The organism is Candidatus Saccharibacteria bacterium, assembly GCA_016699955.1.
In the GTDB taxonomy this organism is placed as follows: Bacteria; Patescibacteriota; Saccharimonadia; order Saccharimonadales; family UBA4665; genus JAGXIT01.
In genome coordinates this window covers 366,620-386,261 of record CP064993.1, presented here as the reverse complement: position 1 = coordinate 386,261, position 19,642 = coordinate 366,620, and the positions used below count along the sequence as shown (strand labels likewise).

The window sequence follows — 19,642 nt, the reverse complement described above, 5'->3', positions numbered from 1 at the left end:
ATTATACCCAGGGAGCACGAATAATCTTTCGTAGGAGTTACCATGCCTCGCGTATACGACCCAGAAACAACCAAACAATACGTACCAGGGAGCCACGATGATTTAGGTGTTCACCCCGAACGTGCCGAAGCAGAAACCGACCAACTTGAACGCCTATATAAAAGCTCGCCAGACGGACATGCCGGTAACGCCCGCCGGGAACAGCCGACTGCAAAACAACTAGCCGAAAACAACCGTGCAGCCGACAGCCCAGATACCCTACGTGATAAAGAGGATGCTGGCGGAAGTTCGGCAGACCAGCCAAACGCAGCGCAAGACGAGCAAAACAAGCTCGGACGAGGTTTTACTGGATCAAAGCAAAAACTGAAAGGTTCAAACAGCCTGGTAAAAAAAGGCTCTAAAAAATGGCTCATTGCTGGCGCTGGCGGGGCAGTGGGAGGACTTGTTGCCGTGATAGTCATTGTCATGCTTTTCTTGTCGTCTCTTGGTTTGCCGAACTTCATGCAAAATGTTATGAAATATAGTTTCGCACGCTTTAGCCGTCAACTAGCAACCACGAGCGTGTTGTCAACTCAAGAAGCTTTGGCGGTGCAAGCCGCAGATGGACGAGTAAAGACGGCCTTAAAGAAGCGGTTTGGTCCAACCATCGACCGCTTTGAGAAGTGGCGACCACAGAAGGTTCTTGAAAACATTGGCGAAACAAAAGGTCTTCATTTTTATTACGGAGGAAGTGACGGCGCAACGCTAACAAAAATTGCGTACGGGAGCGACACTTATGGAATAAAGCAACCGCCTGGTGTTTTGGATATTAAAGGAAACCTGAAAGACCCTTTACGGTTCGGGGGGTACGTTGAAAACGCTAAAATTCAAGCAACCATTCTGCGCGCTGTCCGAGAGGATATGAAGCTTACTAACGTCAACTTTCTAGTACGCGCAAAAGCAATGGAAAACTTGCGGAGTCGAATTGGTGCCAACTTGGCCGGCCGGATCCTGTCACGCTACAGTGGTCTCGATAAAGATAGTGCCGCGCTCAAAGCCGCAAGAGATAGAGCAGCCGTGGTAAGTGGCGCACAATTCGTTGCAGAACCCCCCGCCACCGCAGTTCTAAAAGATGGTGCTATTGCTGCATCTGAGGCAGAAAAAGCAGTGCTTGCGAGTGATGAGTTGCTGGATGATACTCTCAAAAAAAATGGTGTGGCCGACAAAATCATTCGGGATGTTGAGGCTACTGGGGGGGCCGCGCTCGGCGAAGGTGCGCTAGGAACCACGCTATCCTTTATAAACACTGGATTTGCCATCGCTCTTCCTCTTTGTATCATTTATGACGGCTCCATGGAAAAAGCAGGTTCAACCATCGACCAACAGTCAAATCAGCAACAACTGGCCTTTTACGATACTATGGCTGTCTCCGCGCAACAAATGCACGGTAGCAGATCTGATGTCAGCGATCCTGTTGCGCTGGCAACAGCTGTGGGCGCAACGAACGATCAATTTGGTGACTACAGCAATTCAAACGCCATGCAGAGAGCTGCTGGCAAAACACCAAATACTTCCGATAGCCCGCGCGCGCAGGCGAACGCAATGGGTACATACGACTATTCAATACTTAACGCCCTAAACATTGCCCCCGGGGGAGTAGCTGGCAATGCGGTTAATAAACTCGTCTCGGGCGGGTGTAGTGCCATAACAGATATGCGCACCGTTGTTGGTTTGGCGGCTGGAAACATTCTGCTTGACATTTTTACTGGCGGCGGCAAGGTTCTACTAGAGAAAGGGGTAGAAAAAGGCGTTACAAGTTTTATTACCAGCTACATCAAACTTAAGTTTACGAGTATGCTTGAAACAGCGGTCGCCAAGTCGATTATAAAGAAGACTGCTAAAGATAGTCTTTCTACTGTTGAGACGAATTCAATTACCCGTATGGCACGGTTTGTTATCGGCTCAAAGGCTCTAGGCGTAGGCGCCGTCAAACAAGGCGCAATCATTGGGGGAACGTATGGGCTAACGGAACTTGCCCGATTGATCACGTACACCCGGGCTGGGCAGCTTACAAGCGGGCTTTCAATGGGAACTGACAATGCTAATAACGTTGACTCCGGCGGAATAATTGCGGGCAACGAAGCATCACGAAGTATCACGTTTGGCGCTCCTCTTACTCCCGAGAGTATCGTTCTTAGTCAACAAGCAGATGCCATATATCTTGCTGACCAACAAAAAAACTTGAGTTTCTTTACACGTTATTTTGCCTTAACAAACGCCGGTTCACTTGCTTCGCGTATGGCAATAGGGATGAAGATTAGCCTAAATTCGGGCTTATTACAGACAATAAGCAATATTGGCACGACCATACTTAACCCACTACGGTATTTCGGATCGTTTATTAACAACCTCAGCCCGACAGTAAAAGCACAGGCGGCAGGTTCAGATAGCTACTACGGGAACACTCAGTTTGGCTGGACAGAGCAAGAAGAAGCGTTAATCATAAATAATCAAGACAAATATGGGATGGCTATCAACAAAGAGTACCTACGACTCAGCGGTCGCTCGGATGATATAGCGGCCAACTATGGCAAATGCTTCACTAGCAGCCTTGGAGAGCTCTTTAGTCAACGAATGATCGAAAGGGATGACCGTGGGGATGTGGTAGACAACCCAGAATTACCCTGTTCACCATCCAATCTCGGTAGAAACAATACTCAGGGATTTGGCGATCTAGTATTCCGCTGGCGGCTTGATGGACGTTATGAAAACAGTTTCGCCCACCTCGAGGATCTTTCCAAAGTAACAACAGGTGTAGCCCCGGTCGGCTCAAACTCACCCACCGGTTCAGATCTGGGAGCGCCCGTGGGCACGGCTGACGTTGCCGCCCTTGCTAAACAAATTTTGGCACTTCGGGACTCAGGGAAAATAACAATAGCTGACTATTCTTCCAACAAAGCAGCTGACAGCGCTACTAGGTCACTGGCCAGCCAGCAACTCGAAGACATGGCGGCTGGCAAACCGGTGGGTATTACGACGCGCTGCGCTTACCAAATGCCGGCGACAATTACCCCCCATCCTTCTCTGCTTAAATTTCTCGTTGATTATGGTAACCAGTACCACTACAAAATCAACTCTCTCTTCGGCCAGTGTCACAGCGCGGGCAGCCAACATGGCCGAGGTCAAGCTGTCGACTTTGGTTGTCCGGCCAATGTCCAACTTGGCGACAGTATTGGGCAAAAATACAATGTTGTTCGCTTTCTTGGTGAGTCTTGCGGCGGACCAGGCAATCACTGGCACTATTCACTCGGGAGAACACCATAATGAAACTATCCCTACTTCGCCCACGCGCACAGCATAACACCTCACTTTTCTGGCTGACTGTCAGACGAATATCCTACGTCCTTTGTGGGATTATTGTTTTAGTCACTTCGCAGGGTAAACCAGTGCTCGCGTATACAACAGATGATTTTAATTGTATGTATTACAACACTTGTTGGTATAACCCTACCGAGGTACCCACCTGCAGCCAACCTACTTCCAATGTGGCGACATCAGCAAATAACCACGAAAATCTTGTAAACGCATACAACTACTTCTTGTCAAAAAAGCTTCCAGACGGAACGCCACTAAGCAGAATACAGGCTGCAGCGATTATCGGTAACATCGCTCATGAATCAGGCGGTGATCCACTTAATACGCAAACTGGCTTCACTCCCGATAGAACAACCGACCCCACCCAAGTTAGCTTCAATGCCAAGGGTGATCAGGGTGGGTGGGGTCTTATACAATGGACTCCGGCGAGTAAAGTAATTGGCATAGCCCAGAAAGCAAATATTACCGGCCCAATTTCCGAATTATCCACTCAGCTCGATCTTGTCTGGTGGCACATGAACTACGATAGCCCCACCAGTAAAAAAAATATGCTGGCTGGTTTCACCCAAACCGACTTACGAGAGGCGGTTGTATACTACGAATTATCAATGGAGGGTGCGGGAGAGAAAGCCTATGACTCCCGCGTAAAGGCAGCGGAGATAGCCCTCAAATACCAGCAAACTGGCGCAACATATGTAAATGCTTCTTCGGGTTGTTCTTGCTCAGTGGGCAACGCCTCCAACGCACCCGTCGTAGTGCTTGACCCGGGTCATTCCGGTGCTTCTACGAGGGATGCTGGCTTAAAAGATTCAGAAACTGGCTTGTATATAGGCGAAACCACAAACCCTGAAGAACGGAAGCAGGTCTGGGAGGTAGCACTTCAGACCAAGACAATCCTTGAATCAGAGGGGTATAGGGTAATAGTAACTAAAGAAACCGAAGACGAGGCAATTAGTCTTAAGGAACGCGCTACTATTGCAAATAATGCAAATGCAGCAATAGCAGTGAGTATCCACACAGACACCGGCAGGTTTGGTGACAAAGAAAAATCCTGGGTAAGCCCGCAGAAAGTTGGCGCTTACCGCCAAAATGATGAGGGTATAAAAACCACCTTTTCAGACTCGGCAGTAGCCGCGAAAAGCCAAGAATACAGCAACAAAATGATACAGGCTAGAAAAACTGCTGGCGAAGCGGGCACAATTGAGAAAGACCTAAACTTTGATGGGCGTTCCGGTCTTTCTGCGGGTAATATATCGATTGTGCAGCTTTTTTCCAAGGTACCTTGGGTATACAACGAAACTGGGCGGACCGGATTCAAACAAGACGTCTACGCCCGAGGCATAGCACAAGGCATAATGACTGCCGTACCTGTCGGATCAGGAGAAAAACCCATTCAGGCGCGGGCGGGGACAACCCCCCTATGGGGAAGGGTTAATTCTTTCTTTTCTCCTACCGCATCGGCTCAGACGACTTCTGCAACCAGTCAAGCCGGCTGCGGAACAACCGGCTCGGGTAGCGTCGCCCAAGTAGCGATAAACTATGCCTGGCCTAAGTACCGAAAAGCGACAGAAAACCCCACAGAAAAAAAACCATCGTACGAGCAAGCAATTCGAACGGCAAAAACCAACGGCAAGTACACGGGTGATACTTGCTACGGAGGTGGAGTTGATTGTGGCGGCTTTACGACAAGAGTTATGCAGGATAGTGGGGTAGACCCGAAATATGGTGAAGCTAAGAACGGAGCGAGGAATACCGACGGTCAGCTGGCTTACGTCCGAGAAAACCCGGACATGTACGAGGAAATCAAACCAAAAACCACCCAGGACCTTGCAAAATATTCTTATGCCATTGCACTCAGAAGTGGTCATACCTACTTGTACATTGGAGAACATGCAGGCTTTTATTCTAAGATTGCTTCTGCGTCACAGTGTTCAAGAGCACCCATGGCTGGCCTAGAGGGCGTTGCCGACCCAGATTTCTTGTGGTTCGTTGTTAAAACAGATTTAGGTGTATAAGGAGGAGAAATTATTATGCAGGACAACTCGCGCCTATTCAAACGAAGGCTTGTTGCGCTCAGTGTATTTTTTGCCGTACTACTTGTGATACTTATTGGGCTAAACCTGTATTCAAGCACTTCACGCCAGGGGAAAATTCGTGTAACGGTTGCCGTTTCGCCAGATGATGCTACTGTTTATCTTAATGGCAAGGTAATATCTGCCGGTGTGCAGTATCTGGCGCCCGGGGAATACGAGTTTTCTGCAAAAAAGGCTGGCTTTGCAGATGACACACAAAAAACAACTATCTCCGCCTCCCGAACGTATATTGGTCTACTGCCCGCCCCCGAGTCACCAGAAGCTATCACCTGGTCAAATTCTGAAGGAATTAATGCTAAGCGCGAAGAGATAGGCGGCTTGAATGCTGAGAATAGAGGCGCTTCATTCCACGCAAAAAATCCCATCATTGAACTGCTGCCTCATTACGATATATCTGGCCCATACACTATTGATTATGGCTATGTTGGCGCTGGTTCTGACAAAATATTCCTTCTCATAGGTAACAGTACCCCGACGGGTCGCCAGAAAGCGCTGCAATGGATCGTTGATAATGGTTACTCTCTCGCGCAGCTTGACATACGTTTTGATGATTTTACTAATCCGTTAACAGGAGAAAATTTGTGAAGCCCTTACGCTTACGGACAATGTTTTTCTTAGGGATATTTCTCATTTTACTAACAGTTCTGACTATATTTGTTAGGAACTACCTTAATAGTCGTCCGCTGACAGTGATATACCAAAACGTCTCTGCGCTCTCTATTTACGACGTTTCTGGGAGGGAAGCTGGCGGTAAAGATGTGCTACTAAAAAAACTTGCAAAAAGCGGTGAAACTGTTCGTATACCAAAAGCAATTTCATCCGTTTTAGTTGTTTACTCTGGAGCTTCCGGCTATGCGGATGGCTTTAAGTATGCGGATTCGCAGAGTGTAACGATTACCCCTGAATACTCACGCGATAAAATAAAGTCGCTGATTGGTGAGCAGTGGGGTGAAATTCAGTCGGCGGTCTTTAGCGAACTACAAAACCAAAGTTCATATAGTTTAGCAGAGGGGACATTACTAATGCGTGGGAATTGGTATATCTCCAAGCTCACTCATGTTGACCCTCTCAACCAAAATAGTGATACCTTGCGGGTATTATTGAATAAGACTGAGGCCGGCTGGGTAAGAGTTGGTACGCCTCGCCTTGTGTATTCGGTGTTTTCAACTAGTGATGTACCTGCCGATGTATTAGACGCAGTTAACGCTTTCTAGCCCCCTCAAGTGAGATTACAGTGTACTTTTTAACGTCATCCTTAACTATGTCTGCTTCGGTTGTCGTTAGGAGCGTCTGGTAGTGTTGGAGGTGTGTTGTTAGGGCGCTTCGGCGAGTAACGTCTAGCTCACTAAACACGTCATCGAGGAGAAGGAGTGGCTTCACACCGTTAACGCGTTCCAGTACCTGTAGTTCAAGTATTTTGAGGGCAAGTGTGGCGCTACGAACTTCGCCGCGTGAGGCTGTAAGGGTGGACGGGACACCATCAAACAAAACCTTGAAATCTTCTCGGTGCGGCCCGTGAGTTGTAAACCCTCTGTCTATCTCTCTTGATATATTGGACTCTAGCGCATGTAGCAGTTGTGATTCATAAGTTCCGGCGGCAAACTGACCACTATACTCCACTGTTACTCGCTTCTTATCTTTCGATAGTTCGCCGTAAAGTTGGTCTATTTGTGTATGAAGCTCCGCGGTAAGTTCGCTGCGGGCGCGGTGAATAACAGCGCCGAGTTCGCTGAGGCGTAGGTTCCATGGAAAGTAGTCGTGGGCAAATGCGTTTCTATGTTTCAGCAGCGCATTTCGTTGAGCGAGCACCCGTTTGTAGTTTTTCCGAAAACTAGTATAGCCTGGTGTGGTTTGCTCGAGAATATCATCAAGATAGTTGCGGCGGTTCTCTGGTGCCCCTTGTAGTAAGAGGAGGTGATTTGGTTCGAAAAGTACGACTGGGTGTTTTTTGTTGTCGGCCAGCCTAGTGTATTGTTTGTCGTCAATGGTGTATGTTTTTTTTGTAAGACCATGTGGCGTTAGTTTTATAGTTCGGTTGTGAGATGCGTCAAACAAGGCATCGAGCCTTGCCCATTCTTTTCCAAAATGGATTAGATCGGCGTCTGCTACGCGGTAAGAGCCACCGCGCGCAGCGACAAGCACCGCCTCAAGTAGGTTGGTTTTGCCGCTGCCATTTGACCCAACAATAACATTTACCCCGTCACCAAATTCAAATTTTGTGTCTAGGTAGGACCGAAATTGTTGCAGGCGTATGCTCGAAATCATACGGTTAGTATACTGGACTTACGTCTAGCTCTTCAGGGGCATGATAATGTGTTTATAATCTTCTTGGCTAGGATCTGAAAGAAGTACCGCTTCAACCTTACCATTAAAACCAATTTGCACATCTTTTCCGGTCATGGCTTGCAGCGCCTCAAGAAGGTACCTTGAATTGAGTGTGATTGAGCCAGACCCTTCTGCCTTCACCGATGTTGTGGCGTTATTTTCACCAAGTTGTGAAGCAACGGCACGAATCCACACACTTTGACTTGCCTCGTCAACACTCATAACAACACTTCCGGCACTTTCGCGCGCAAACAAACTTGTCACTTTTACAATATTCACCAGTTCTGCGCGCGGAATGAGCGCGGTTGTGGAGAATGTCGAGGGAATAAGTTTGCGGTAGTCGGGATAATTACCTTCTATTAGCCTTGCTACCAGTTCCACGTCACCAACTTTAAACAAAACTTGTTGCTCGTCGCAGGTGACGGTAATGTCTTCGTCTTGATCTGTAATAATCCGAAGTACGTCATGCAGCGCAGAAGCCGGTATAAGAAGATTGACGTCCTCTTTAATAGTACTGAGCCGTTTTTCCGCAAGACGATAGCTGTCCGTTGTTGCAAGGTACAGAACACCCTCTAAAGTCTGCACAGCAACTCCTGTTAGCACCGGCCGGCTTTCGTCGTTGGACGCTGCAAAAAGCACCTGTTGGAGCGCTGCTTTCATGAGCGGGGCAGGGACACTCCAGGTTTTTCCTTTATCTATCGCTGGCATTACCGGGAACTCTTCGGAGCTAACACCATTTATAACTGACTTGTAGTGTTCTGCTGAAATTTTCAGTCTCTGCTCATCTAATTCCAGTTCAATCACACCATTTGGTAAACCCGAGACAAGTTCTTGAAAAAGCCGAGCAGGAACTGTTGTAGTTCCTTCGGTTTGTATTTGAGCCCCAATTGTACTGGAGATTGCTATGTCGAGATTGGTTGTTGAAAGTTTTAGACGATTATCTTCTACTGCTATGAGTACATTTGCGAGAATTGGTAATGTCCCTCTAGTATTGGCAACACGTGAAACGTGCCCGAGTGCTTTCGATAGGTTTTCTTGGGTTACTTTTAGCTTCATCAATACACCCTTCCACTTAGTTGATTATAAATAATTTCATTTTTACCAATAATAGCCCTTATTATAGGCCCTGTGGAAGAAGGGGATAACGCGCTCGTAACAGAGAGAAAATACGAAAAAATGAGGGGGATAACACAGTGCACACGGCAGGGGGCACTAGGAGTATAAACACGTAAGAAGTCCCCAACCCCCAAAACAAAACATCGTGAGTGGTGGAAAAAGCCAACAAAAACCCATCCTTTTTCCACAAACAAACCCCCATTACTCCACAACACCCGGCTTACATTATGCATATAAATGCTCCTTAATATCCGCAATAATAGTTCTCATAGCGGGGTCAAGGTCGGTTTCTTTCCTGATTTTATCGACCGAATGAATGGCAGTAGTGTGGTCTTTGCGGCCGAGCTCATGAGCAATTTTAGGAAAACTAAGGTGTAGCTCACTCCGAAGTAAATACATTGCGACCTGTCTAGGGACAACAATATCCTTGTCTCGCTTAGGGCTCAAAATATCGTCGAGTGAAATCTGGTAATACTTTGCACAGCGCTCAACAATTTGGCGAGCACTGAGATGTTTTGGCCGTCCCTTTGACGAACCGAGTAGCCCGGTGACAATCGCTAGGTTTGGTGCAAGACCGCGCATTTCACAAAAAGCCAAAACCTGGTTGAGCGCACCCTCGAGCTCGCGGATGTTTGTTTGGAACTGGCTGGACAGAAACTCAACGACATCATGAGGCAGGGTAGTGTCTTTATCTTCAGCTTTTGACTGGATAATGGCGCAACGGGTTTCGAAGTCGGGGTTTTGCATATCTATACTCATACCCCAAACAAACCGACTACGGAGGCGTTCTTCTAAGGTTGGGATTTCGCGCGGTGGCTTGTCACTACTAATAATGATTTGTTTATTTGCTTGGTGAAGAGCGTTAAAGGTATGGAAAAACTCCTCCTGAATTTTCTCTTTGCCAGCCAAAAACTGCACATCGTCAACAATTAGTACATCAGCCCCGCGGTAATAATCCGCAAAATCTGTGTTTTTTTTGAAACGAAGCGCGTCAACAAACTCCTGAACGAACTGCTCACTTGACACATACACGACATGAGAACCGGGTCGGCGGTCGAGCACCGCGTTACCAACGGCCTGTATAAGGTGAGTTTTTCCTATACCAGCTCCGCCATACAAAAAAAGCGGGTTGTACTTGTTGCCGGGGTCGGTGGCGACCGCCTGACAGGCAGCATAGGCAAGTTCGTTGCCAGACCCAACAATAAAGTTTTCAAAAGTATACTTTTCATTGACTCCTTGACGGTATGGGTGAGCCAGGGAGCTACCGGGGCGAAAATTGCGCGCCGTGGGTGTCTGCTGGTGCGAAACTTGCGCCGCGCGGGCGTCTCCGAGCACAACTGGCTCGTCTAGCGTGTCTTTACGGGCAGAGCTTGTGTGAATCTTAAAATCTACCGTCACAGTACCAGCATCGGTTTTTTGTAATGTTTCAGTTATAAACTCCCGATATTTTTTTTCAAGCTGCTGTTTAACGAAAACATTCTGCACGCCAACCACTGCATGCCCCTCGTCTACAGAAAGAAGATGGGTATTTTTAAACCACGTCATATAGTTAGCGCGCGAAAGAGATATCTCTATGTCGCCGAGCACTGTTTGCCAAAGCCGGTCACAATCTACTATGGTTGCCACGTTACACTCCAATTTCTGTGTATAACTATACGCTAACTCCTACCTAGTTTTCCACAGCATTTTCTACAACTATTTTGTCAAATATAAAACGCTTCAAAAGAGAACAACTTATCCACAGGGCGTGTTAACACCTTAGATTCTGTGGATAATACTGGGAAAGGGGGGATAACTTTGCTATACTATGACGCGAATAGCAAATATAGCCAGTGATCTGGGCGGCAAATCGCTCCATGGTATACTGTATGGTAAAGGAATAAAGGGAAAAAGCATATGCCAAAACGAACCTATCAGCCAAAAAAACGCCACCGCGCAAAAGTGCATGGCTTTATGAAGCGCATGGCAACCAAAGCCGGACGCGCCGTCTTGCAACGACGTCGTATCAAAGGCCGTACGCGGCTAACGCACTAGGTCGGAGCACAGGGCAGTGCTTGCTAGTAATCATCGCTTTCGAGGCAGCCGGGATATCCAACGGCTGTATAAACATGGAGCGGGCTCCCGAACAAGACTACTCGGGTTGCGCTACCGCACCGAGACCGACCAGTTATTTCGTGCTGCTGTAGTTGTTAGCAAAAAAGTGCATAAATCTGCCGTTGTACGCAACCGCATTCGCCGCCGTCTTTACGAGCTGCTTCGCACGGATTACGGCGTACACCTCAAAGGAGTCGAGCTACTTATAACAGTGTTTGACGCGTCGCTTGCCACCATGTCAGCAAAGTCTCTCAAGCGCGAGTTAGCCAATTTGTTGTCAAAAGCGCAAGCTAGTGGTCGACCGAAGACGAATCGTGGTATAGTAGAAGACAAAGGGGAGTAAATGTTTACTGAGTTCGTTGTTCAACCAATCTTTAATTTGCTCGTACTCATCTACGCGCTTATACCTGGGCACAATTTTGGTTTGGCAATTATTTTGTTTACCGTTGTCATCCGGCTTCTTATGTGGCCGCTTGTCAAAAAACAACTGCGTCAAACTAAAATTACGCGCCAACTTCAACCAGAACTAAAGCGGATTAAGAAAGAGGCTAAAGGCGACCGCCAACTTGAAGGCCGCATGATGATGGAGTTGTACAAAGAACGCGGTGTTAACCCGTTTGGTATGTTCCCAACACTTATTGTGCAAATGGTTGTACTAATCGGCCTCTATATTGGGCTAATTAAGGTCATTAAAGACCCCAACCAAATCGTACAGTTCGCCTATGCACCATTTCAGCATCTACCATGGATGCAGCATCTCGCAGAAAACATCAAAGCATTTGACAACTCACTCTTTGGGATAGTTGACCTTTCGAAAGCTGCTGTCAGCAAAACGGGCATATATTTCCCGGCGCTGCTCTTGGTGTTCCTCAGTGCCGGTATCCAGTTCCTGACGAGTCGCCAGCTAATGCCGTCGGACAAAGAGGCGCGAAAGCTGCGGCACATACTCAGGGCTGCCGGTGAAGGACAGCAGGCCGATCAGGCCGAGGTGAGCGCTGCCGTCGGGCGTGGCATGGTGTACGTTATTCCATTTATGGTATTTTTCTTTACGATTAACCTTGCAGCCGCACTCAGCCTTTACTGGTTTGTTGGCGGGCTGGTTGCGTACTTGCAACAGCGTAGAGCACTTAACGACGACGCCGACCGGCTTGTTGAAGCGGCCGAGTCAGCTGATGATAAAATTCCAACCAAAAAAGCGAAGCCCAGCCAAGACAATAAACCGGTTCGTACCACAAAAAACGGCAGTAAGGTCACCATATCCTCAACCCCTGAAGCAGTAGTCGCAACCTCAACAAAACAAATACGCAGCAAGGCCTCCAAAAAAGCTAAAAAGAAACGGAGGTGACTATGAACGAAGATGTTGAAGCAGCAATTCAGTACGCAAAAAAATACCTAGAGGATATACTTTCATTTTTTGGGCTAAATACTGACGTCTATGCCACTACCGAGGACAATGAAGTAATTGAATTGAACATTCCCTCTACGCACCTCAACGGCTTCTTGATTGGTCAACGCGGAGAGACCATGCGCTCCATGCAGTTTCTTGTCAGTAGCGCTCTCAAGAACCAAAACTTTGCCATGTGCCGTGTCAATGTCGACGTAGCCGAGTACAAAAAACAACGTGCCGATCGGCTAGCGAGCGCTGCCGAAGACTGGGTCAAGCATGTGCAAGAAACCGGTGAGCCCTACGAAGTAAAGCCGATGAATGCCGCTGACCGTCGTACTGTACACAGGGTCGCTTCAGAGGCCGGACTGGTGAGTGATTCAGTTGGCGAAGGCCGCGACCGCCACATCGTCATTAGCCCCGCAGCGTAGAATATCCTCGACAACGTATCACGCGCAGTAACACTTGGCGCGACAAGTTTGGCGTAGCCATATAACTAACTTGCATAACACACTAAAAAAGAGTAAAATAATGCTCAAATAATTGAGAGAACTAATGAAGCGTTATTACTCGGCGGCAGTCTGTCTCAGCTTACTTCTTTTTTTGGGTGGTTTTGTGTCCGCTGTGTCACCAAGTCGTCCAGAGTGGCTTAGTAACACCGAGCCACTTATTACAAAAACCAAAGAGCTCCCAGCAAACACTGAGCCACTGAGTACGAGCGTAGATTGCACGATTTTGCCGCCCTCAAGCGGCTATCCAGCCCCACGATGTGGGTACAAGACCCCCATAGGCACCCTTGCAACCGGCGACCAAGAACTTATTGATGGGCCAAACGGCGCGTACCGATACGAAGTTAACCCCGGTGGTTTTGTTCAGCCTAGCGTCCCCAATCACCCCGAGCTGATATTTACGAGATATTATACGGCTTCGGGCGCAACGATAGCCCTCGGAACGTACAATCCGAGCGCCCTAAATTATATTAACAATAACCTCGGGACATACTACACGTATAAAGGGCTGTTTTCTTATGCCGTAAGACCACTGGCTAATAACACAGTCCTGGCATCGATTAGCGGCGATTTGGCGTATTCCAATAACGGCCAATGGTTCTCTGCAGTGGCGGGGAGTCGTGGGCTTGTGCGATTTGATATCAACAACAAAAAGCTCAAATATCTGGCCTGGGATATTGAAACGTACGCGCCTTCCGTAGATAACTTTACGAAAACGAACAACACTGCCATTACAGATGATGGGAGATATTTAGCAATTGCGTTTACAAAAACCGAAAATGACGGAACAAAACACCCAGTACTACGGGTCTACGATACAGAAAGTTGCCGTGACCAATATGATCTCAACGACGCGCTTGTTGCGCATAATGACTGTGAGTATAAAGATCTGTGGAGTGGCCAGTATCGCACCGGGAATACCCGTGGCCTTCGTGATGTCTTACCGACGGCCGAGTACCCCCGCCGCATTCGGTTTTTAGACAAAAACACACTCACCTTTGACACCGTTTATGACCGCACGAGTACGACAAGTTTTAAAGTGGCCCGCTACAGCGTAACCATGCCCAAAGAAACCCCGCGAGAATACGTAGGGCTTTTGGGTATGGGTGACTCGTATATTTCAGGCGAAGGTGCAACCGGCACATTTTTTGCCGGCACCGACACGAAGCAAAACAAATGCCACGTCTCCTACTACTCTTACCCCTACCGCATTGGAGCAAAACAATTTCCTTACGGTCGCTCCGTCGCTTGCTCTGGGGCAAAAATGCTTGACGTGACAATGGCCGCGGGGGACCCCGAAATAAACCCGGAAACTCGTATAAGTAAAGAAAGTGAGTATTTGGGTCAAGACGATAAAACCTGGCAGGATAGGCTGGACAACGAAAAAGAACTAATATTTAAAAGCTTTTCTCCTGGTTACGCCCAACAAACTATCTTCGCTCGCGAATACAAACCTCGCACCGTTCTCCTCTCCGTCGGAGGCAATGACATCGCATTTGCAAAGATTCTAACTACCTGTGTTGCCGGTGATATTGCCGGTACGTGCTACCAGTATTACGAAGACCGCGTTCAGCTTATGCAGCAAATACTTGGCCAATATGACCGTTTGGTAAAAACATACAAAAGCGTTAGCACAGAGAGTGGCGGTGCGCGCGTGTACGTGGTAGGCTATCCCCAAATCTTTAAGGAGGGCGGAAATTGCGGCGCAAATGTGCACTTCAACGCTGCAGAGGTTAAGTTTGGAGCGCAGCTTATAATCTACCTAAACTCTGTTATTAAACGGGCTGCGGCAGAAGCTGGCGTGTACTATGTCGACACAGAAAGCGCCCTGAATGGATATCGTCTTTGTGAGGCTCCCAAAGACTCGGCGGGTGTAAATGGCCTAACTGCTGGTGACGATAAAGGGGTGACAATGCAGGCTCATGCTGCCGGGAAAACATATTCACATACGCTAGGTATTGCTAACGAAAGCTATCACCCCACGATATTTGGCCACAAACTGCTCGCGCAGAAAGTACTCTCGAGCACAACCAACCTTACCGCACCTATGCCAGCACCTCGCGCCAATAACAAACCAAGCCTGGACTATACGAGCGCGCTCCTTAAAAACGTTGTGCACGCACCTGAGCAGCAACGCCACACTGAAGCGATCAAGTGGTCGGACGGTGGCGTAAAAGTTCTACAAAAAGATAGTAAGTACACAACCAATATTCCGAAAGGGGTACTTAAACAAGGAGCTCCAGTCAAGGGAGTTCTGCGTTCGGAGCCAGTTACACTATTTGAGGGGGCGTATGATGAAAACACCGCCATAACCTTTGAAGTCCCAAGCGATCCGTTGGTCGGATTTCATACGTTTGATGTGTACGGTATCGCCGCAGACGGCACGCCTGTAGATTTGCGAGAAGTAGTTTTTGTGGCAGAAGAGGCAGAAGATTTTGACGGCGATGGTGTAAAAAACAACCAGGAAGCTTGCCAGCTCGTTAGCTCGTCAGGAGTCGATGTAGACGGAGATAGAGTTGACGATGCCTGTGACGGAGAACTACGCGGTGTAGCGGTTGTTGCAGATCTTATACCCGACCTTCCGCCAGAGAGCCCGATTTCATTTGACTCTACCGAAGACAATAACGAATCAAACCAGCAGGGTATTATTGCGCTTTTCGTACCACCCCAAGTAAATAGCCCAGAGGAAAATAACTCATCCCAGACAAAAAAGGACAGCGGGGCCCTACCGTCAAACACCCCAACTAGTCCACCGAATAACCAGCTTGCCACTGCAATGCGTATAGCCGGAAGTCTGCCGCCAAACTACGGATATGCCTTGACTCCTTATCGTGCTCCGACATCGACCGAGGACAGCACTACCCAACCTGAACCCATGGTACTGAGTGGCACCACTAAAATGCCCGCCAAGCTGACAAAAACAGCAGACAGCACAACCACAAAAAGTAAATCCGCGCTTGCATATGCTTTGGCCGGTTTTGTTGCCGCCGGGCTGGTTTTATTACTCGTGGTCTTGCGCCGCCAAAAAACATAGCAAATACTGTTACAATAAGCTCATGCCAAAATTAAAACCGGCCAAGCTTCCTAATAAAACCCCGAATACTATATCCAAGATACAGAACTGGTATAAAAGTCTCAGTAAGATAGTTAAACTAACCCTTGCACTAGCCCTAATCATAAGCCTTCTTTTCGGAGTCGGCCAAGCTCTGATATACAAAGAAAAGACAACGTACAAAAATGCAGAAAAACAAATAGCCACCTTCGTCGATGAAGCCGCCAAACTCGCCCCAAGTGCTAAAAGGTTAAAAAACAAATACTGTTCCCGTATTTCCGAAAAGTTTGATGACGGCGCGCTAATATGCGTAGTGGAAGAGAAATTAATATTTCAAGGCATTTCCCTAGATAGCTTCAAGTCTGTTATGGCGGCAGTACAAAAACATGAAGCGATAGCAAATTGGACAAAAGAGTTCACAGAACAGTCCTCGGAAGGTACCCCAGGAACCGTTGCTAAAACGATTTATAGATTCAATAATTTAACGTGCGGAATATATTATCGTCAGCCGTATGTCGAAGAAGTTTCTAGTGGGCAGGCCTCAGTAACGAGAGACTACATTATTGAGATTAGCTGCTCCGGCCCGGCCCAAAGAGAATATTACTAAAGGGCTTAATAACAAAATCTAGTTGTTGCTAAAGCTTAATACGGACAGATTTCATTGTCATCAATTCTCGTTATTCTTGTAAGTGCAAACTAAACAAGGAGTAGCGAAGATGACTCGAAAGAGCTGTCCGTTTTTTAATTGTACCAACGTGACCAAACATGGGCTACAGAATGGTCGCCAGCGTTATCGCTGCGTGGCGTGTAGCCGCACATGGACGAGTATTCGACGTCCGGGAAGACGACTCAATGTTCTATGGCACAAGTATGCTTTTGATGGTCGCAGCGTACGGAGCTTGGCGTGCGAATACAAAGCAAGCGAAGGCAGTATTCGTAGCCGATTGCACGCCTACACCCCAACCCTCATCACTCAAGTGCCCCGCACAGTAGCCGTCATCATTGATGTAACCTACTTTGGCAGCTGGGGTATATTAGTAGTCATTGATCCATATGCAAAGCAGAAAGAAGGTGAAAACACCGTGCTGTATTATGCAGTCGTTGAGGGCACCGAGCGAACCATAGATTACGAGATTTCAACAGATACGATTGAAGCTATGGGTTACAGTATCATCGCCGTAACAATTGATGGTAGACGCGGTGTGCGGAACATGCTTGAAGCGAGAGGTATACCAGTCCAGCATTGCCAGTTCCATCAGCTGATGACCATCACCCAATGCCTGACAAAAAAACCGAGACTGACGCAGAACATTGAGCTACGAGCTATTGCTTTGACGCTCAGCCAAACGGACGAGCCGACGTTTGAGGACGCTCTGGCTGGTTGGTACGGTAAACACGGTAAGTGGCTCAAACAGAAGGATCCAGTCACCAAAAGATGGGCACACGAACGTACCAGACGAGCCTACTTTAGCCTCGTCAGAAATCTGCCGTACCTATTCACCTACCAAGCAGATTACTTGCAAGAATACGCATGCCAAACAGGCAAGAAAATAGCTAATACTACCAGCCCGTTAGATGGCAGGTTTGGTGTCTGGAAAGACAAGCTAATCAAGCATCGTAGAGCCTCAAAACAGCTCACTTTTACGATGCTTTGTAGTTTATTCTCTGAGGATACAGGGGTGAAAAAACACTAGATTTTGTTATTAAGCCTACTAAAGCGATCACTTCAGGGCTTGTTCACAAACAACACGGGGCTTATTCAGCGGTGCGTTGCCAGTAATGTACCCTCACCCCATAGGCTACGAGCTACTAGGTTGTTACAATAAGCTCATGCCAAAAATAAAACAGGCCAAGCTTCCTAATAAACCAGGGAAAAATATCTCCAAGATACAGAACTGGTATAAAAGTCTCGGTAAGATAGGTAAACTCTCCCTTGCACTAGCCCTAGTCATAACCCTCCTTTTTGGAGTCAACCAAGCTCTGATATACAAAGAAAAGACAATGTACAAAAATGCAGAAAAACAAATAGCCACCTTCGTCGATGAAGCCGCCAAACTCGCCCCAAGCACTAAAGAAACAAGAAAATACTGTAGGTACAGCTCAGCAAAGTTCAGTAATGGAAGCCTGAGCTGTACAATGTCAACGACAATAAAATATCTTCCTACCTCTGAAAATGATACAAAAGGCATAATTATGGGCGCAGATAACGCGCAAGCCGTCATTAAGTGGCGTTTTCTTGGCGACAACACGCAAAGCAACAAGAAATATATATCAGAAAATTATATTAAGTCACGGATATACGAGACCGAATCCATAAGATGTGGCGTGCACTACAGGTATGATGAAGATAAAGATCACAATAGAGTATCTATTGACGGTAAGGTAGTCTTGACTATTGAGATTAGCTGCTCTGGCCCGGCACTAAGAGAATATTACTAAAGTTATCGCTTCAGGGCTTTTTCATACACGGCAAGGGTTTGTTCGGCGGTGCGGCGCCAAGAATATTTTTTGGCTTGTGCGCTGCCGCGCAAAATTAAATTGCTTCGTAGCGCTTCATTATCTATTACAGGACTAATTTTTGTGCCCATATCTGCGACGTCTAGCGGGTCGAAATAGATCGCTGCGTCGCCGTACACCTCCGGCAAACATGTTGCATTGCTGCTGACGACTGGCGCACCGTGCATCATTGCCTCTAGCCCAGGCAGCCCGAAGCCTTCAGACAAGCTAGGAACAACGTAGGCGGCGCAGTTTTCGTACAACCACCGCAGCTGCCCCTCACTCACAAAACCAGTAAACACAACATTACGAATACCCTCTGCCCTTACCCGCTCTTCATGTCGAGCATAGTTGCCATCTTTCTTCCCGACCAGCACGAGGCGCAGCTCTGGGTGGACTTTTTGCAGCAACACAAACGCGTCAATCAACCTCCCCAAATTTTTATGTGGCATGGGTTTTCCTGTGTACATAACGTACTGCGTATCACTAAGCTCAGGAACGGTCTCGGGGCTATCCAAGATAGCATCGGCCGCAAGCGGAACAACAGTAAATTTGTCGGGGGATATTCCTGCAAAGGCAGCCACATCTTGTTGCACAAAATGTGTATAAGAGATAAGTGCCTTTGAGCGACGCGCGACGCGCTTATTCACCCATACGTACACACGTTGTTTCAGCCAAAAAACAACTACATTTTTTGAAGGATTGCGAAAACGCGTGGTCGTTAAATCGTTCATTGTCGTAACAACTAGACCACCATACAACACTGGCTGCTGAACCATGGGGAAATGAACCAGGTCAGGATGCAGCTCGTTAATTTGTCGCAACAAACCGGTCTGCTCGGCAAACGTGAATTCTTTGTGCGGGCATGCTAGCGGCGTAAAACGCTCACTGATTGGTTGCCAGCCACTCATATCAGTTGGTTTGAGTAGCACCGTGTAGTCGTTGTGAGTGTCTAGCTGCTGCAAATAATGGAGCAGGCGCTCAACGTAACGCCCAGTTGTGGTACGCAACTCACGCGCATCTATGACGATTCTCATACACTCAAGTATACTCGACTTGCCTAAAAACTCCCGCCGCCCCAGACTCACCGTGACCGGCTATAAGTCACTTTTCTTTCGTCTATGGAGATAAGTTCCTCGCCTAGAAGAGAAACCGCCTTCTGGCTTGCTCCTGGACGAACCCGAAGACAGCGAGGGTTCTATGAAGGCAGAGCATAAAC

General features: G+C 47.6%; 16 protein-coding genes. 12 read left to right on the top strand and 4 right to left on the bottom strand.

Annotated features, from left to right (window positions below; all coding sequences use genetic code 11):
* The first annotated feature begins 42 nt into the window (after positions 1–42).
* The 4 genes from IPL85_01975 to IPL85_01960 are packed head-to-tail and all read left to right on the top strand — an operon-like array spanning position 43 to position 6,661.
* Complete coding sequence (locus IPL85_01975) at positions 43–3,303, top strand: hypothetical protein (GenBank protein ID QQS20200.1); 3,261 nt, start codon at positions 43–45, stop codon at positions 3,301–3,303.
* Positions 3,303–5,369: an N-acetylmuramoyl-L-alanine amidase gene (locus tag IPL85_01970; GenBank protein ID QQS20199.1), complete on the top strand. Its 2,067-nt coding sequence runs from the start codon at positions 3,303–3,305 to the stop codon at positions 5,367–5,369. Before IPL85_01975 ends, IPL85_01970 begins: the two co-directional genes overlap by 1 nt.
* Before the next feature lie 15 nt (positions 5,370–5,384).
* Complete coding sequence (locus tag IPL85_01965; GenBank protein QQS20198.1) at positions 5,385–6,032, top strand: hypothetical protein; 648 nt, start codon at positions 5,385–5,387, stop codon at positions 6,030–6,032.
* Positions 6,029–6,661 carry a hypothetical protein gene (locus tag IPL85_01960; protein QQS20197.1) on the top strand — a complete coding sequence of 211 codons (633 nt, stop codon included), beginning with the start codon at positions 6,029–6,031 and terminating at the stop codon, positions 6,659–6,661. Before IPL85_01965 ends, IPL85_01960 begins: the two co-directional genes overlap by 4 nt.
* On the opposite strand, the gene recF is transcribed toward IPL85_01960, so the two are convergent.
* The 3 genes from recF to dnaA form a co-directional block, all read right to left on the bottom strand.
* Positions 6,648–7,712 carry a DNA replication and repair protein RecF gene (gene recF / locus IPL85_01955; protein ID QQS20196.1) on the bottom strand — a complete coding sequence of 355 codons (1,065 nt, stop codon included), beginning with the start codon at positions 7,710–7,712 and terminating at the stop codon, positions 6,648–6,650. The two genes, IPL85_01960 and recF, sit on opposite strands and share 14 nt — an antisense overlap.
* A 24-nt stretch (positions 7,713–7,736) precedes the next feature.
* Complete coding sequence (gene dnaN / locus IPL85_01950) at positions 7,737–8,828, bottom strand: DNA polymerase III subunit beta (protein ID QQS20195.1); 1,092 nt, start codon at positions 8,826–8,828, stop codon at positions 7,737–7,739.
* A gap of 285 nt (positions 8,829–9,113) precedes the next feature.
* A complete protein-coding gene (dnaA, locus tag IPL85_01945; protein QQS20194.1) occupies positions 9,114–10,526 on the bottom strand; it encodes a chromosomal replication initiator protein DnaA in 1,413 nt (470 codons plus the stop codon).
* Positions 10,527–10,784: 258 nt separating this feature from the next.
* Between dnaA and rpmH the strand changes: the two genes are divergently transcribed.
* The 8 genes from rpmH to IPL85_01905 all read left to right on the top strand — a co-directional run bounded on the left by rpmH (position 10,785) and on the right by IPL85_01905 (position 18,366).
* The gene (gene rpmH, locus IPL85_01940) at positions 10,785–10,922 is read left to right on the top strand and encodes a 50S ribosomal protein L34 (protein QQS20193.1); all 138 of its coding nucleotides are present in this window, start codon (positions 10,785–10,787) and stop codon (positions 10,920–10,922) included.
* A 16-nt stretch (positions 10,923–10,938) separates the two neighbouring features.
* A complete protein-coding gene (gene rnpA, locus IPL85_01935; GenBank protein QQS20192.1) occupies positions 10,939–11,325 on the top strand; it encodes a ribonuclease P protein component in 387 nt (128 codons plus the stop codon).
* Complete coding sequence (locus IPL85_01930) at positions 11,326–12,327, top strand: membrane protein insertase YidC (protein ID QQS20191.1); 1,002 nt, start codon at positions 11,326–11,328, stop codon at positions 12,325–12,327.
* Between the two features lie 2 nt (positions 12,328–12,329).
* A complete protein-coding gene (locus IPL85_01925; GenBank protein QQS20190.1) occupies positions 12,330–12,797 on the top strand; it encodes a KH domain-containing protein in 468 nt (155 codons plus the stop codon).
* Between the two features lie 124 nt (positions 12,798–12,921).
* The gene (locus tag IPL85_01920) at positions 12,922–15,909 is read left to right on the top strand and encodes an SGNH/GDSL hydrolase family protein (GenBank protein QQS20189.1); all 2,988 of its coding nucleotides are present in this window, start codon (positions 12,922–12,924) and stop codon (positions 15,907–15,909) included.
* A gap of 22 nt (positions 15,910–15,931) precedes the next feature.
* Positions 15,932–16,534 carry a hypothetical protein gene (locus tag IPL85_01915; GenBank protein QQS20188.1) on the top strand — a complete coding sequence of 201 codons (603 nt, stop codon included), beginning with the start codon at positions 15,932–15,934 and terminating at the stop codon, positions 16,532–16,534.
* Positions 16,535–16,643: 109 nt separating this feature from the next.
* Positions 16,644–17,621: a hypothetical protein gene (locus tag IPL85_01910; protein ID QQS20187.1), complete on the top strand. Its 978-nt coding sequence runs from the start codon at positions 16,644–16,646 to the stop codon at positions 17,619–17,621.
* A 136-nt stretch (positions 17,622–17,757) separates the two neighbouring features.
* On the top strand, positions 17,758–18,366 hold the full coding sequence (locus tag IPL85_01905) for a hypothetical protein (GenBank protein ID QQS20186.1): 609 nt from the start codon (positions 17,758–17,760) through the stop codon (positions 18,364–18,366).
* Positions 18,367–18,368: 2 nt separating this feature from the next.
* Here IPL85_01905 and IPL85_01900 read toward each other — a convergent pair whose 3' ends face one another.
* Entirely contained in the window at positions 18,369–19,460 is a 1,092-nt protein-coding gene (locus IPL85_01900) for a glycosyltransferase family 4 protein (protein QQS20185.1), read from the bottom strand.
* Between the last annotated feature and the right edge of the window lie 182 nt (positions 19,461–19,642).

Coding starts and splice junctions, on each gene's coding strand:
- IPL85_01975 (QQS20200.1), top strand. CDS start 43: ATGCCTCGCGTATACGACCCAGAAACAACCAAACAATACGTACCAGGG.
- rpmH (QQS20193.1), top strand. CDS start 10,785: ATGCCAAAACGAACCTATCAGCCAAAAAAACGCCACCGCGCAAAAGTG.
- IPL85_01965 (QQS20198.1), top strand. CDS start 5,385: ATGCAGGACAACTCGCGCCTATTCAAACGAAGGCTTGTTGCGCTCAGT.
- IPL85_01915 (QQS20188.1), top strand. CDS start 15,932: ATGCCAAAATTAAAACCGGCCAAGCTTCCTAATAAAACCCCGAATACT.
- IPL85_01900 (QQS20185.1), bottom strand. CDS start 19,460: ATGAGAATCGTCATAGATGCGCGTGAGTTGCGTACCACAACTGGGCGT.
- IPL85_01930 (QQS20191.1), top strand. CDS start 11,326: ATGTTTACTGAGTTCGTTGTTCAACCAATCTTTAATTTGCTCGTACTC.
- IPL85_01925 (QQS20190.1), top strand. CDS start 12,330: ATGAACGAAGATGTTGAAGCAGCAATTCAGTACGCAAAAAAATACCTA.
- IPL85_01970 (QQS20199.1), top strand. CDS start 3,303: ATGAAACTATCCCTACTTCGCCCACGCGCACAGCATAACACCTCACTT.
- IPL85_01905 (QQS20186.1), top strand. CDS start 17,758: ATGCCAAAAATAAAACAGGCCAAGCTTCCTAATAAACCAGGGAAAAAT.
- IPL85_01920 (QQS20189.1), top strand. CDS start 12,922: ATGAAGCGTTATTACTCGGCGGCAGTCTGTCTCAGCTTACTTCTTTTT.
- recF (QQS20196.1), bottom strand. CDS start 7,712: ATGATTTCGAGCATACGCCTGCAACAATTTCGGTCCTACCTAGACACA.
- IPL85_01910 (QQS20187.1), top strand. CDS start 16,644: ATGACTCGAAAGAGCTGTCCGTTTTTTAATTGTACCAACGTGACCAAA.
- dnaN (QQS20195.1), bottom strand. CDS start 8,828: ATGAAGCTAAAAGTAACCCAAGAAAACCTATCGAAAGCACTCGGGCAC.